This window comes from Runella zeae DSM 19591 (genome assembly GCF_000423565.1).
GTDB classification, from domain to species: Bacteria; Bacteroidota; Bacteroidia; order Cytophagales; family Spirosomataceae; genus Runella; species Runella zeae.
Window position 1 is genome coordinate 1 of record NZ_AUIF01000036.1, and the last position, 15,979, is coordinate 15,979.

Annotated in this window: 8 protein-coding genes; all 8 read left to right on the forward strand. The window is 42.3% G+C overall.

Features of this window, described 5'->3' with window-relative positions:
* The first annotated feature begins 196 nt into the window (after nt 1-196).
* The 8 genes from G563_RS0110570 to G563_RS0110605 all read left to right on the forward strand — a co-directional run bounded on the left by G563_RS0110570 (nt 197) and on the right by G563_RS0110605 (nt 15,958).
* Nucleotides 197-622 carry an ATP-binding protein gene (locus G563_RS0110570; RefSeq protein ID WP_028665293.1) on the forward strand — a complete coding sequence of 142 codons (426 nt, stop codon included), beginning with the start codon at nt 197-199 and terminating at the stop codon, nt 620-622.
* A 32-nt stretch (nt 623-654) separates the two neighbouring features.
* Nucleotides 655-3,840, forward strand: coding sequence for a WD40 repeat domain-containing protein (locus G563_RS0110575; protein ID WP_028665294.1), 3,186 nt, complete (start codon nt 655-657; stop codon nt 3,838-3,840).
* A 30-nt stretch (nt 3,841-3,870) separates the two neighbouring features.
* Nucleotides 3,871-6,474: a TonB-dependent receptor plug domain-containing protein gene (locus G563_RS0110580; protein WP_028665295.1), complete on the forward strand. Its 2,604-nt coding sequence runs from the start codon at nt 3,871-3,873 to the stop codon at nt 6,472-6,474.
* A 2-nt stretch (nt 6,475-6,476) separates the two neighbouring features.
* Nucleotides 6,477-7,061: a GNAT family N-acetyltransferase gene (locus G563_RS0110585; RefSeq protein ID WP_028665296.1), complete on the forward strand. Its 585-nt coding sequence runs from the start codon at nt 6,477-6,479 to the stop codon at nt 7,059-7,061.
* A gap of 13 nt (nt 7,062-7,074) precedes the next feature.
* A complete protein-coding gene (locus G563_RS0110590; protein WP_028665297.1) occupies nt 7,075-9,981 on the forward strand; it encodes an MFS transporter in 2,907 nt (968 codons plus the stop codon).
* 16 nt (nt 9,982-9,997) lie between these two features.
* Nucleotides 9,998-13,807 carry a sensor histidine kinase gene (locus G563_RS0110595; protein WP_037326474.1) on the forward strand — a complete coding sequence of 1,270 codons (3,810 nt, stop codon included), beginning with the start codon at nt 9,998-10,000 and terminating at the stop codon, nt 13,805-13,807.
* An 11-nt stretch (nt 13,808-13,818) separates the two neighbouring features.
* The gene (locus tag G563_RS34335; RefSeq protein WP_051210894.1) at nt 13,819-14,718 is read left to right on the forward strand and encodes a sensor histidine kinase; all 900 of its coding nucleotides are present in this window, start codon (nt 13,819-13,821) and stop codon (nt 14,716-14,718) included.
* Nucleotides 14,719-14,782: 64 nt separating this feature from the next.
* A complete protein-coding gene (locus tag G563_RS0110605) occupies nt 14,783-15,958 on the forward strand; it encodes a PP2C family protein-serine/threonine phosphatase (RefSeq protein ID WP_028665299.1) in 1,176 nt (391 codons plus the stop codon).
* Nucleotides 15,959-15,979: the final 21 nt, after the last annotated feature.

Here is a 15,979-nt window from a genome sequence, read left to right on the forward strand (position 1 = left end):
GTTGATTTTCTCAAAACAAAAAATCGGGGTAGGTCTTACGATTTATGTAGTGAAGCCGCAAGAGTCTATCGTAGATACACTCGAAAAGACAGGTCTACACCACAGCGTAAACATCGTGGATCAATATCCTGCTTAAATAGAGCAAAAAGCAGCATAAACCTTTCCAAACTCAGGTACGAAATTTGTCTTTACGCAAATGGAATTAAAAACCTTTCCCGCCCATGTTGACTCTCTTGACCCTCTACGGCAATACGTCAAAGAAATATCCCAACAAGCGGGATTAGACAAAAAAGCCACGTACAATTTGATATTGGCCGTCGACGAAATCGCCACCAATATCATCTTATACGGCTACCAAAACGCCGGTTTGGAGGGCATCATTGATGTAAAAACGGAGGTAGCCGACAATCAACTCAAGGTAATCTTTGAAGATGATGCGGCTCCCTTCGACCCTACGACTCGCGAATTGCCCGACCAAGAGGATTTTGATTTGCCCCTCGACGAAAGGCCCATTGGAGGGCTAGGTATCTATCTCACTGTCAATGGAGTAAGTGAGTTTAAGTACGAATATTCCGACAATCGAAATCGAAACATCTTTATTGTTGACATCAAAAGCCCTTAGTATCAAGGGCCAATGACCGTTTTTTTTGAAATATGACCACCCACCGACCTTATGCCAACCCTTTTCCTGGATTAAGAAGCTTTGACTCAAAAGATGCAAGTCTATTTTTTGGGAGAGAAAGCCACGTCAAAAAATTACGGGATAAACTCAGTGCATCAAGGTTTTTGGCAATCATTGGATCTTCGGGAAGTGGGAAATCGTCGCTTATCAAGGCAGGGCTTATTCCCTCTTTAGAAAAATCGCCGCTCGACCTTACCCCTGAGCAAGGATGGCATATTTTGTTGCTAAAACCAGGAGGAGAACCTATCAAAAATCTCATTGGAGCTATCAGCGAATACTTCAATAGATTTAATATTGGTGGTTCTTCTCCTGATATTGTCAATAATCTCGAATCTTTGATTTTCAACGATTCCGATGGCATCAATCGCGTTTTTCAGCTCCTTGCCGGAAAAAACATCCTTTTTGTCATCGACCAGTTTGAAGAGGTATTTAGATATCGTCAAAAGGAGGCCACCATTCAAACCGACCGCGACGAAACCATCCTTTTCATTGAGTTTTTGATTCGGATTCTTAATCAGCGCAGTTTGCCTATTTACGTGGCTCTGACGATGCGCTCCGATTACTTGGATTATTGTACCAACTACAACGGCCTTACCGAGGCCATCAATCGTGGATATTATCTTTTACCAAAGATGAACCACGCCGAAATTGTGTTAGCGATTAGTGGTCCGCTTGATACAGTGGGCGTCAATATTTCCCCCGACCTCATCGAAAGGCTCCTTAAAGATATTGGCAACAAGACCGATCAATTGCCCGTACTTCAGCACGCACTTATGCGTACTTGGGATCATTGGCAAACCGTCAAAACACACCAACAAAGCATTGATGAGTCTGATTATGAAGCCATTGGCACTATGTCAGATGCGCTTTCTCTACATGCTGAACAAATCTATGAAGATATCTTCGATGCCAAACGAAAAGCGGTCACCGAAAAGTTGTTTAAAGCACTTATTACGCTTGGAGCAGGCGATGCCGGCGTAGTTACCCCTACGACTTTGGCCAATGTCAAAAAAATAACCGCTGCTCCAGAATTTTTACTACTTGATGTCATTGATAGATTACGAGAAGTTGGTACTTCTTTTTTATCCCCTTCCTATTCCACTCCACTAGCCGACAATTCGGTCATTGACTTGACCCATGAGCGCATCACTTATCTATGGAAACGCCTCAAAATGTGGGTAGAAGAAGAAACTGAATCGGCAAAGCTTTACAAAAAATTGAGTTTTTCGGCGGAACAATATCAACAAGGAAAAACGGGGCTATGGGTCAATCCCGAACTCCAAATAGGGCTAAAATGGCTCAAAGAAAATCGCCCTACCAAAGAATGGGCAACCCGCTATGACCCTTATTTTGAACGAGCTATCAACTACCTTGAATACAGTCGTAACCAGTATGATTTTGAGGTTCAAAACAAAGAAGCTAGACACAAGAAGGAAGTCAAGCGGAATCGACAATTTGCCCTCATCTTAGGGCTAGGCTCATTGCTTTCACTGCTATTTTTGATTGTTTCTATTATTCTCCGAAACCAAGCTGAGCAAAGTGAAAAAGAATCTTTAGAGAAAGAAAAAATCGCGCTTTCTGAACAGAAAAAAGCCGAAATACAAAAAAGAGAGGCTATTTCTCAAAAAAGAATAGCCCAACAACAAGAGGAAATCGCGGAAGCTCAAAAACAACTTACCGAAGAGCAAAAGCTCATCGCCGTAACTGAGCAACGAAAAGCTGAATTTCAAAGACAAGAAGCCATTCAAGCACAAAAAGTGGCTACCCAACAACGCATCAGTGCCGAAAGTGCCAAACGCGACGCTGAAAGCCAACGTACAAGAGCAGTCATTGCCCAAGGCGAGGCCGAAAAACGCAAAGATGAAGCCGAAAAAGCGAGAAAAGACGCCGAAACGCAAAGGAGGTTTGCTGATGAAGCTCGCAAGGATGCAGAAAATCAGAAAGTTAAGGCGATTGCTCGTTCAATCGCCATCCAAGCCACCCAAATGCCCGACAATGCCCAAGATGGTCTTCCCGCTTTGCTGGCTCTTCATGCTTATGACCTCAACCTAAAAAGTGGTGGCGACAAAAATAATCCTGACATTTTCAATGCCTTAGCTAAAGCCGCAGGGGCAAGCTCTAAGTTGGTTTTGCGTCGGCATAGTGATATTGTAAGGTCTGTGGCCATTAAAAACGATATTGTAGGTACTCAATTTGTCTCAGTAAGCGACGATGCCACTGCCAAAGTTTGGGATTTTAATACCTCCCAACCTCAGCTTCTTCGTACCCTCAGCCGAGGAGCTAAAACCAACGAAAGTTTTCGTACCGTGATTTTTAATGGAAACAAAATCATTGTAGGAGGTGCTCAAGGCTCTATCATCAGCTGGAATCTAGACCAACCTACCCCTACTCCAACCGTAATAAAAGCCCACCGTAGCCCTATTCAATCGTTACTGCTTAGCCAAGACCCAACCAAGCTCATCTCTATCAGTGGTGATGGCAATATACGTACTTGGAATATCAAGCCTAATGGTCTTGATTCTTTGGTGAATGTCAAAACCAACATCGACATTTTTTGTGCGCAATTGAGTCCAGATGGCAAAAAACTGCTGTGTGGTTCTAAAGGAAGAGTGGCTGCTTTTGCCCTTGAAAACCTTAAAGCAGCACCCGATTTTTTTGCATTCAATGGGATGGGGCCTCGCGTCACGGCCCTTGCTTTTAGCCCCAACGGTCGCAAGCTAATGACTGGAAATAGCAACGGAGGACTCTATTTATGGAGTTATGAAAACGACAAAATCGTCGAATACTCAGGCACATCTGTCGTAGGAAGACACAATTCTATCGTCAGCGATATTGTGTTTTCGTCCGACGGCAATCTGGTTGCTACGAGCAGCTTTGACTGGTCGGTACATCTTTTCAATTTTGACGAAATCAGTCGTCAACAGCAGCCTATCGTCATCAATGACTTTAACAACTGGGTAACTGGGATTCGATTTACAATAGATAGTAAAAAACTAATTGCCTACGGAGCCGACCGCACCGTACGCGTATGGGACATCAACATCAACGACCTCTACAAAGAGGTAACTAAAAAAATAACCCGAGACATGACCGTGGAAGAGTGGAACAAGTACGTGGGAAAAGACGTCGAATTCAACAAAATCTCGGCCCATCAGTAATGATTTGTTTTATTGAAAATGACCTGTGATATGGGAAAAAATTTACGTTTTTATGCGATAATAATAGGGGTAATGGCACTGAGCTTACAGGTTGGAAGAATATACGGACAATCATGCGAGGAGTCAGTGGATATTCCTGATGCCGAAAAAAAATTCACTACCGGAAATTTTGACGAAGTATTCTCAATTCTTTTACCCTGTTTGAAAACAGGCTATTCGCCCAATGCCAAAGTACAAGCTCATAAAATTTTGGCTATGACATACCTTGCTCTCGACTCTACCCAGCAAGCGAGTCGGTCGATACAGAATTTGTTGGCAATCAACCCCAGCTTTGTGCCCGATTTTGCGTCTTCACCCCAATTTAAAGAGCTTTTTCAATACGTAAAAGACTCTCAGGAACGAATCATCCAAATTACGTCGGTGTCCAAACGCGCCGAAAATGTCTTGAAAGTACCCGCCACCGTGACGGTGATTACCGACAAAGATATCATCAAGCGAGGGTATCAAAATCTCGAACAAGTACTACACGACCTCTCAGGATTTGACATCGCCAAAGGCAACGGCCCCGGATACTCCAATTTCTACGGTCGAGGCTATCGCTCTACTTCCAACGACCGAATGCTGATGCTCATCGATGGTATCGAAGAAAATGACTTAGCTTCCGACAACATCCCTATTTCGCGCCAATACCCTTTGTCAGACATCGAACGCATCGAAGTAGTCTATGGCCCTGCTGCTACTATGTATGGCAACAATGCTTTTGTGGGTGTCATTAACATTATCACTAAAAAATACGCCGAAATCATCGATGCCAACAATAAAGTTCAGGTAAAAGGACAAACCAGATACGGCACTTGGAACAGTCGCTACCTTGACGCCACAGTCGCTACCAAGACCAAAGACGTGGCGATTTCGGTATCAGGAAGGTTTTTTGAGTCAAATGAAATGAACCTCTCCCAATACCCTGAGTGGAATTATGGCACCCGTGAAGCAAGCGACTATGCGAGTCATTTGAATCGTACGGGTACTGCCGCTCAAACCTACGCCAATAGTACACAGCTTCTTACTAAATATCCAAACTCAGACCTATATACGGTCGAATACGCCAACAACGCCATCAGTGCTATCAAACTTACTCCCAAAGGGCAACAAAGGGCGGCCGAGCTTGACAATCAGCTTTTCAACGGAAACGCCTTCAATCAGCCTGTTTCTTTCAACGACTTTTCTAGAGATTGGTACATCAAAGGCAAAATGGAATTTAAAGAATTTACCATTCTTACTTCTTCTTGGCGAACCGACGAAGGAGCCGCCCCGTGGTATACCAATCAAACTCGCCTCAGTACTCGCAATCTCTCACGGTGGATTACTTTGTACCGCAGTCTAGCTGGTATTTATAATAAAGTGCTAAGCGAAAAATTTCAGATTGTTATTTTAAGCTCTTATCGCTTACACGAAATTGACGGCGGTACCAATCTTGCTTCTTATCGGAGCTATTACAACAATCGCCTCGGTATCGCTGACTTAGCGGCGGGTACGACGCCTACTTACTCTACGGTATATTATTATCGAGGATCAAATCAATTCCGCAACGAGCTGCGGGCTTTGTGGAGTCCTTTGCCGACACTCGATATCAACAGTGGCGTAGAATACCGAAACAGTATCATTCAAGGAAATTATATTACCTCCGCCACTCCTAATCCCGACGACATTGGCTTTCCGGCTGATACCCTTCGGGGAGGCAACAATTTCCGTGCACTTGATTTAGGAATTTATACCCAGGCGACTTATCGTTATTCTCCGTCCTTAAATTTAGTGGCAGGTTTGCGCCTTGACAACAATCGCGTTCGTAAAAGTGGAGGATATGGCGTAGTCGTAAACCCCCGTTTGTCGGTGATTTATAGTAAGGGGAATTTTATTTTCAAAGGTATTTATGCCGAAGCTTTCAAGGATGCTTCTTATTTACAAAAATACGGTACCACTTCCGACCGACGGCTCAACAACCCCACTCTTCAGCCCGAAAAAGTGCGAAACATGGAGTTTAGTGTTTATTATAAAATATCCAAAGAAGCCAATATCAACATTGCCGCTTACCGTGCTAATTATAGCAACGCCGTAGGACTCGTGACGGTCGTGCTCGAAAATGGCACTCGCACCAACCAATTTCAAGGGATTGGTCGGCAACGCATTTGGGGCATACAAGCCGAAGCCAATTACCAAACCGAAAAGCTCAATATCTGGAGCAATTTTACTTATACCAATCCTACTGATTTGACATCGGGACTCAGAATCAGCGACATTGCTGATTTTTCGTTCAATATAGGTGCCAACTATCAGCTCAACAAAAGCTGGCATTTCAACCTTACCTCTCATTACGTAAGTGCGCGTAAGTCTGGGGCAGGTACCTCAGGAAGTCGCAACCCTATCCAATCGTTTGACCCTTATCTGGTGCTAGACGGCGTTGTGACTTATCACAACCTCTTTAAGGGCGTATCAGTACAAGCCACCGTCAACAATCTCTTGGACAAAGAATATTTTGTGCCAGGCATCAGAGAAGCCGACAACATCGTAGGTGCATCCAGGTTTCCACAAGAACATCGAAATTTTTCAATTGGTATTTTATTCGACATTAAATAGATATGAATGCTTTACCCAACGTGATGGAACTAATGGTGATGGAAAACAACAAAACAATCTCCCTTCCTAACGGATTTGAGCTTCATGAAGGGCATTTTCCTGAACGACTCGAAGAAATAGGCCGATTCAGAATCAAAGCTTGGCGTCATGAAAACGGAATCAGTTCTAGTTTTTTTTCGCAAGATGCGTGGATTGATAGTATTGATAATCAAGCCATTCACTGGATTATTACTAAAAACGATACCATCGTGGCCGCTGCACGACTGAGTTTTCATGATGATTTAGAGGATGTTCCTTACAATGATTTTTTGCATCCTGAGCACGGGCTATTGTTTGACCGCCCTCCTATTGCGTCTATCAATCGGCTGGTAGTTGACCCCGCTTTTCGTGGAAGAGGCTTTGCCAAAATCCTCGACCAAGAACGTATCAAAGTAGCCACACAGTATGGCTCAAAAGTAATGATTGCTTTTCCTCAATTATCACGTTTGGAGTCTCTACAAAAGTTAGGATTTTCGTTGATTTCGCAATTAAGAAACATTCCCGAAATGCCCGAGCGTCCCTTTTTCTTAATGAAACTAGACTTATAAAACCTATTTTTTAATGTTCAAAAGAAAAGCGATATATGGTATTCTCAACCTGAAAGCAGGAGACCTCCCTATGGTCTTACCTTTCATGCGTTATTCTTTTTTTATGGGGGTATCCGTCGCCATCTTTTATACGGCGAGTATGTCGTTGTTTATCAATAGTTTTGATCGCACCATGCTCCCTAAAGTATACATCGCAAGTGGTATCATTGTGTACGCGTTGGGGTTTATTGTTGCCAAAATTCAAGAGAAAGTATACTTTTCTAAACTTGCACTGGGGCTTATTGTCTTCCTGATTGTATCGGTAGTGGGTTTATTAGTTCTGCATTTTTTGACGGGTAGCAAGTGGGTCTACTTTCTTCTATTTCTTTGGAATCGGGTTTTTGTTTTTGTCAACGGAATAGCCTTCTGGGCCATTGTATCGCGGATTTTCAATTTACAGCAAGCCAAGCGCCTGATTAGCTTTATCACCACTGGCGATGTGTTTTCGTCGATTGTAAGTTATTTATCTATTCCGTTGTTGTTACAATTTATCGATACCAATCACCTTCTGTATGTTTCTGTCATTGTACTGGTCGTATGCTTGGTAGTAATGGTATCAATTGGCAAAAAATATGAGCCAGAACTTGCCATCATTGCCCGGGCGCCTTCCAAAAACGAACGCAAAACACTCCGATATTTTTTTGAAACCCCTTACTATACAGCCATCTTTTTGCTTGCGCTGATGCCGGTGGTAGGGTTGTTTTATGTTGAGTTTATGTTTGCGGTAGAGTCCAAAAATGTGTTTCCAAACAAAGAAACTTTAACCAGTTTTCTAGGATTCTTTTTTGGGATGTGCGCTATTATTGAGCTACTCATCAAGACTTTTTTGTACGGAAGAGTCATCGAAAAGTATGGCCTCAAACTCGGCCTCATCATTCTGCCCTTGGCCCTTACCGTATTTTTTGTGTTTGCGGCACTGTATGGATCTTTTTATGGCAACAACTACGTCTTTTTTGCCTTTGTGGCGATGGCTCGTTTTTTTATGAGCACTTTTCGTAAATCTATCAATGACCCCTCTTTTCAGCTTTTGTTTCAGCCTATCGTCCCCGACGAACGCATCGAGCTACAAAGTCGTATCGAAGGTGGCCCCAAGGCCATGGGCAATATAGTGGCGGGGGTGTTGTTGATGGCGCTTACCTATTTTTCTTTTGTAGACAGTGTTTATTTGTCTTATTTCTTCGTTTTGGTGCTTTTGGGTTGGTTATCGATTTCTTTCAAGACCCAAAACCTCTATCGCAATGTGCTAAAAAACTTGCTCATGGATGTCAACAAGTTTAAAAAAGCCTACCAAAAGCACAAAATATCGGTACTTTCGTCGCCTCATTTCAGCAAAATTACCGAAATCAACCAACGTTACGATTTTGAGAAAGTAATTCAATTAGCCACCTCTTCTCGCTCTGAAGAACGATTGAAATCAGTGCATTTATTAGAAAAATCAGGCCGCTATTTTGCTTATAAACACCTCGAAACCCTTCTGCAAGACCCCAACACCCAAGTAAGACAAACGGCGATATTGGCCGCAGGCAATCTCCAAAAAAGTGAACTTTGGCCTTATTTATTCAACAACCTACCTTCAAAATATTTCGCCAAATCAACCTCTTTGGCCTTAGCGCGTATTGGGGAGCCGGTGATTGGCGAACTTGAGCGTTATTTTAATCGTGTTGAAAACGATAAAGTGACGCAGCTAACTATTATCGGCATCTTTGAAAAAATCATCAGCCCTGCTTCTCTGCGGATTTTGCGAGCCAAAATCAACCACCCTGACCCTCAAATAAGAGACCGGGTATATGAAGCCCTCAAAAATCTAAACCATCGCGCTACTTCCCTCGAACGCCCCCATATCAACGCCGAAATCGACGAAAGGGCCGCGTTGATTGTTTGGCTGCTTGCAGCCCGAAGAGACATTTCTACCCAAAAAGACCTCATCAAACTACGGAAAGCCATTTCGGCCGAAAACCGCCAAATGGTACCAAAGCTTTTTACGCTACTTGATATTCTCAACGGTGAGCAGGGTTTTGAACTCATCAAAGAACTATACGACAACAAAGGAGAAGATACCAAGGGCTTTTTGCAGGAGGTTTTCAATATGTCGCTTAGCGAAGATTTGAGGGTAAAATTGGTACCGATTTTTGAGGATACCCCACTCAACGAAAAATTGCAGAAATGCCAAGCCAATTATCCTCAACAAAACTTGACGGTAGAAGAACGTATTTTAGATATTATCAACAAAGACTTCTCTCAAATCTCTAAATCGCTCAAGGCCATTGCCATCCAGCATTTACTGAGATTTCCAGCGTCGGACCATAAGTATATACTCATTGCTTGTGCCAATTCGGATGCGATGATTGTGGCCGAATCGGCCCTGTATGTGTTGTATCAACTTTACCCCGAATCATTTGCAGACTTTAAAGAAACAGCACTTTTACACGAAGCCGAACGCTCGGTGTTGTTATGTGAAAAAATGGAGAAAGGTTTAAAAAAAGACGAGTTGTTGGTCTATAAACTCTCCCATATCAGGCCATTAGAGTTGTTTGAAAATATCCCAAGTGACGATTTGCTCACGATTGCCAATCAGCGAATAAGTCTTCATCTTAACGAAGGCGAGACTATATTTATGCATCCTTATTGTAGCGATGGCTTGCCTTGTGTGTTGGTTAGAAGGGGCGAAATTGAGCTTCACGAATCAGACGGTACGCATCTATTGCTCAGCAAAGACGATTATTGGTACCGGTCTCCTGTGCCCCCTCCTCATAGTTTGTTGCATTCGATAAAGGCCCTCAAAGCCACTGAGCTTATTTTGTTGGATCCGTATTTAGTATATAATCTAATTGCCCAAGATGGAATAGAAAAAAATAGCATTCTTATTCACGAAGGCGAATAATATGACACTTGTATCAATGAAAAACACTATATCAATTGACCATAGCTCTTACGTACCTTCTTGGCCTTCCTTGATTTTGAAGGTATTAGGAATGGTATGTATAATGATATGGGCAACAAGTATCAACGCTCAAGTCAACGACACAAGTACTGAGAAAGGGATTCCGCTCAGCAGATTGTTTATCCCCAAAGAATACAATGCCCACGGTCAAAACTTTGCGATTGCCCAAGACACGCGCGGCTTGATGTATTTTGGAAACTTTGCAGGAGTGCTAGAATACGACGGAGTAACATGGCGTACCATTCCTACCCAAAATATCACAAAAGTATCGGCCTTACACGTGAGCAAATTTGGGAGAGTTTTTGTGGGAGCATTGGGCGAATTTGGTTATCTCAAACCTGATAGCCTTGGTACCTTATATTTCGAAAGTTTGAGCAAAGATGTCAAAACAAATTTTGGGGCTATTATCAATATTTTTCAAACCAATGAAGGCATCTATTTTATTTCTCAACGACATATCTTTTTGCTAACTCCCAAAGGGTTAAAAGAATTTAAGGTCAATGGTACGATTATGTCGTCGTTTTATGCCAACGAAAAAATCATTGTATTACTCAAAGACAGTGGCCCACAATTTATTGAAGGACAAAGTCTTATCCCTATTTCCAAAGCACCTTCTACTCCTACCCTCTTTGACTTGACGGCTGTTTTTCCAATCAGCAACAATGAGTTTTTGTTGCTCACAAGTAGTCAAGGCTTGTTCAAACTCACCAATAATACCATTCAAGTGTTTGATTGTGAGGCCAATAAGTACCTAACCTCCAATCAAACATCGGCAGGCACGGTGCTTGATAATGGAGATTTGGCCATTAGCACACTCAACCAAGGGGTTTTGGTGGTATCGCCCCAAGGACAAATCAAAAACCGAATCAAAGACAATGATTACCTGCAAGACCTTCAGGTAAACGCCATGTTTTCTGACCGCGACGGTATGCTTTGGCTCGCCCTCAACAATGGCATCGTGCAGATTGAGATAGCTTCGCCTATCGAAAGGTTCAATGAGTTCAGTAATTTAAAAGGTGAAGTCAAGGCTATTAGCCGCTACAATGGCCGCTTGTATGTGGGTACGCTCAACGGTCTTTTTTCTGTAAATGGATTTTTGGTCAACAATATACCAAGCATCAACGCAAGCTGCTTCGGCTTGAGCAAGTCGCCAACGGGACTGTGGATTGCGACCAACAAAGGCTTATTGAAATTGGTCGGTAATAATTCTGTTCAGCAAATCACTCCCTTCTACTCACTTTGTGTCTATACTTCTCAGTCTAATCCCAACCATGTGTTTGTAGGACAGCAAAACGGTCTGGGGATGATTACGACTTCGGGCAAAGGCCAAAGCTACAAGCTCGTTCCGCAAATAACGGAACAAATCATGAACATAACTGAAGACGAAAACGGAAATCTATGGCTTGAAACCCTCACCGAAGGGCTGATCAAATTCAATATTTCCTCCAATCAGGTTAAAAAATATACTACTCAAGAGGGACTATCTGTGATGGTCAACAACCGCGTTGTGGCTACTTCCAAAGGACTCGTCGCTTACAATCAAAAAGGCGTGTTTAGATACAATCCTACCAAAGATATTTTTGAATCGTTTAATTTATTTCAAACCAAAAACTCGTCCGCAGCTTATTGGAACGGAATCATCGTAGAAGATCAAGCCAAAAACCTCTGGACTACTCGTGGCGATGAAAAAGTAATTACACTTTATCAAAAACTTGACCAACCAAACAAGCCTTACCAAGAAATTGCTACGCCCTTCTTACCATTGGCTGAGACTTCTTTTGGGGTGATTTATCCTGATGTCAATCAAGTAGTTTGGTTTGGAGGGGCCGAAGGACTCATCAAATTTGACCTCAAAACAAGCCGCGATTACAATCGTGAGTATGCCTCGTTGATTCGTAAAATCAGCAAAGGAAATCAGATACTCTACAATGGATACCCTACCGATACCGTCGCCAAACAAAACAACATGGCTGTTCGTAGGATTGAATTGGACTATCAAGACAACAATATTCTTTTCGAATTTGCGGCACCGAGTTTTCACGCCAACGAAATCTTGGAATTTCAGTACTATCTCGAAAATTTTGATCAAGCATGGTCAGAATGGACTACCCAATCTCAAAAAGAATATACCAATCTCCCACCGGGCAATTATCAGTTTAAGGTCAAAGCGCGTAATATTTATGGTATCGAAAGCGAAGAAACTGTTGTTCTGTTTAGGGTACTTACGCCCTTGTATCTCCAATGGTGGGCTATCTTGCTGTATGGTATTCTGATTGGAACGGCCATTTATTTTTCGGTGAGATGGCGACTGAGAGTGCTTGAAAGAGAAAAACTAGAGCTCGAAAATCTCATCCAAGAACGTACAGAAGAGGTAGTTAGCCAAAAAGTAGAACTAGAAAAGCAGTCGGATGAACTTACCAATAAAAATGATCAACTCGAAAAAATAGACATCATTGTACAGGCTATCAATACCGAAATCAATTTTGGTAATTTGTTTCAAACGGTTTTGACCCGCCTCAAAGTCATCCGCAACATGGACTGTGCCAGTGCGTTGATTTATGACAAAGACACCAACGGCTATCGTTTCAAAGCACTTTATGGATTCAGCGAGTTATCGCTTTTAGGAGCCGTACAGTTGACTCCCGAACAAGCCGAAAAACGCTACTTAGACGAAGCTATAGAGGTATATGAGGATATCTATTTCAAAAACGATATCAAATACGATAAGCTCAACAATATGATTGACCAGCTCGTCACCCCCAAGTCAATGATTACGATTGTTATCAAAGTTGACAATCACATTGAAGGTTTTATCACCCTCGAAAACTGCGCCCGTGCTAGTGCCTTTGACCAGCGAGATTTCAACATGATCAAAAACCTCAAGGAGCACCTTATTGCGGCTTATATCAAAACCCGTTTGTTAGAAAACCTTGAAAAAACCCTCAGCAATCTCAAAGAGACCCAAGAAGAACTCATTCGTCAAGAGCGCTTGGCATCGGTTGGACAGCTTACCAAAGGAATTGTGGATCGTATTTTGAATCCTCTCAACTATATCAACAACTTCTCGGAGTCGTCCAAGCTACTCATCGACGAGCTGCAAGAGCTTATTGATAAATACCAAGCAGAATTGTCGGACGATTTAAAGGACGATGCTTACGACTTATTAGATGTACTCAAAAATAGTATTTCAAAAATATACGACCACGGCAGCAGCACCACACGTATCGTCAAAGACATGCAGAAGCTTCTGAAAGAAAAATCAAGAGACTTTTTTGAAACAGACCTTAACAGTTTTGTAGAAAATCGGGCCAAGGCTGTTTACCAAGAATTCAAAAATACCAACAAGGATTTCAACGGGCAGCTTCTCATGCACTTGGATAAACAACCTGCCAAAACCAAAATTTTACCTCCCGAATTGGGCGACGTCATCACTAGCCTTGTAGACAATGCCCTGTATACGCTCGCCGAGAAAAGCAAACTAAACAAGGGTTTTGAACCTCTCGTGACCATCACTACCGAAGTAGCATCAGAGGAAGTATTACTCAAAATCAAAGACAATGGAAAAGGTATTCCAAAAAGGGATTTAGCCCTACTATTTAGCCCCTTTTTTACGACCAAACCTACCTCAAAAGGTACGGGTTTGGGATTGTTTATGAGTAAAGACATTATAGAATTGCACAAAGGGAAAATTAGTATCAATTCAAAAGAAGGGGAGTTTACGGAGGTAGTGATTGTACTACCTACCGTAAAAACCTCTTCTTTATAATCAATGTTAACATGGAAAAAGCGAATCAATCGAGTGAAGCTCCACCAACTACTGCTTTTCTTCCAAAAGAGCAACAACACGCCCATGAAGATGACGAAACGTTTAAAGAGCGTTTTGTACAACTTAATAAGCTAGCCGAAATCGGTCAGCTTACCGCAGGTATCATGCACGAAATCCAAAACCCACTTAATTTCATCAACAATTTTTCCAAATTATCGGTTGATTTGGTTCATGAGATGAAAGAGATTTTCGACAAAAAACAAGACACACCTCTTACTGAGGAAGAAGAAGACTTACTTTTTTTGCTAGACAAGCTGGTCGGAATCAACGTCAAAATCAGTGAAAATGGAGGGCGTATCACGCGGATTATTCAAAGTATGCTAGCCCAGACCCGCACCGAAAACCAAAGTGCAAAATTTGAACCCGTAGATTTGAATCAATTGCTGGAAGAGTTTACCAAACTGGCTTATCAAGGAGTACGTGGTGAAGACAAGGCTTTCAACGTATCGTTTGTGTTTCAGTTTGACCCAAGCGTAGGCAAAGTCAAGTTAGCTGCCACCGAGATAAGTCGTGTAGTGCTCAATCTGGTCAACAACGCTTGCTACGCCCTCAACGAAAAACGCAAACGAGAAGGAGCAGAATTTGCCCCTCAAATTTCGGTAAGCTCAACGCGCCTTGCCCAGACTGTCCAAGTCAAAATCAAAGACAATGGCAACGGAATTCCTGATTCTATTAAAGAAAAAGTATTTTCGCCTTTTTTTACTACCAAACCCGTCGGCAAAGGCTCAGGGTTAGGATTGGCACTGAGTCGAGATATTATTACAATTATGCACAAAGGGCAGTTGGAAGTAGTATCAGAAGAAGGTAAGTTTACCGAATTTACGATTCAGATACCCTTAGATTTATCTTAAATCAAACCTCAAGAATTCCTGTTACTCTCATTCCTAAGAAAAACTCATTAAAAATTACTAAGACATGGCTATCAAGATACTCAGTATGGACGACGAATTGGATATGGAAATGCTGATTCAAACCCGATTCAGAAAACAAATCCGCGAAAGAAGATATGAGTTTATTTTTGCCCACAATGGCATCGAAGCTCTTGAAGTTTTGGAGCAACACACCGATATTGACATAGTACTGTCGGATATCAACATGCCCGAGATGGACGGCCTGACTTTTTTGACAAAACTCAATACTATCAACAATCCACGCGTAAAAGCGGTGATGGTTTCGGCTCACGGAGATATGGACAACATCCGCAAAGCCATGAACCTTGGGGCTTTTGATTTTATAACGAAACCTATCAATTTTGAGGATTTAGATATCACCATTGATAAAACCGTAGGGCATATCGAAATGCTCATACAGCATCAAAAAGAACGCGACCAACTGGTCTCAATCCAAAACGATTTGCTGATTGCTCGCGAAATTCAGCAGGCAATGTTACCAAAGATTTTTCCGCCTTTCCCTCATCGCAAAGACTTTGATTTGCACGGATTTCTAGAACCTGCCAAGTCGGTGGGGGGAGATTTGTTTGACTTTTTTATGATGGACGAAAACCACCTTTTCTTCATCATTGGGGATGTATCTGACAAAGGAGTTCCGGCTTGTATGTTTATGGCCATCACCAAGGCTATTTTCAAAACCCACTTCCTTCACAGCAGTTTTGAGAATATCGCCGAAGAAGTAAGACAAGTAAACGCGTTTTTGTCGGAAGACAACGACTCATTTATGTTTGTGACTGCTTTTGTAGGGGTACTCGACCTAATGACGGGCGTCGTCGAATACGTAGATGCAGGTCATGAGCCTCCCCTTATTTTGCGCAAAGACGGCGCGGTAGAAGTTGTCAAGAAAAAAACGGGTATGGCCTTAGGAATAGATCCTACCTACGACTATCATACTCAAGTCCTCACGCTTCAGCCCGGAGATACGTTGTTTACTTATACCGACGGTGTAACCGATGCCAACAACGAAGCCGGAGATCGATTTGGGATGAAAAAAGTAGAAGAATTAGTGGCGTCTATTGGGCCTAATAATACTCCTAAAGAAATCAACACTACGGTAAAGGCTACCTTAAAAGAGTTTATCGGGACACATTATCAGTTTGATGATATTACGACGCTTACCCTCCAATATTATGGTAATTAAAGGTCGCTTTAGAAGTAGTTA

What these genes read in the sequence shown, in the direction of transcription:
- G563_RS0110570 (WP_028665293.1), top strand. Translation starts at nt 197, where the DNA reads ATGGAATTAAAAACCTTTCCCGCCCATGTTGACTCTCTTGACCCTCTA.
- G563_RS0110575 (WP_028665294.1), top strand. Translation starts at nt 655, where the DNA reads ATGACCACCCACCGACCTTATGCCAACCCTTTTCCTGGATTAAGAAGC.
- G563_RS0110580 (WP_028665295.1), top strand. Translation starts at nt 3,871, where the DNA reads ATGGGAAAAAATTTACGTTTTTATGCGATAATAATAGGGGTAATGGCA.
- G563_RS0110585 (WP_028665296.1), top strand. Translation starts at nt 6,477, where the DNA reads ATGAATGCTTTACCCAACGTGATGGAACTAATGGTGATGGAAAACAAC.
- G563_RS0110590 (WP_028665297.1), top strand. Translation starts at nt 7,075, where the DNA reads ATGTTCAAAAGAAAAGCGATATATGGTATTCTCAACCTGAAAGCAGGA.
- G563_RS0110595 (WP_037326474.1), top strand. Translation starts at nt 9,998, where the DNA reads ATGAAAAACACTATATCAATTGACCATAGCTCTTACGTACCTTCTTGG.
- G563_RS34335 (WP_051210894.1), top strand. Translation starts at nt 13,819, where the DNA reads ATGGAAAAAGCGAATCAATCGAGTGAAGCTCCACCAACTACTGCTTTT.
- G563_RS0110605 (WP_028665299.1), top strand. Translation starts at nt 14,783, where the DNA reads ATGGCTATCAAGATACTCAGTATGGACGACGAATTGGATATGGAAATG.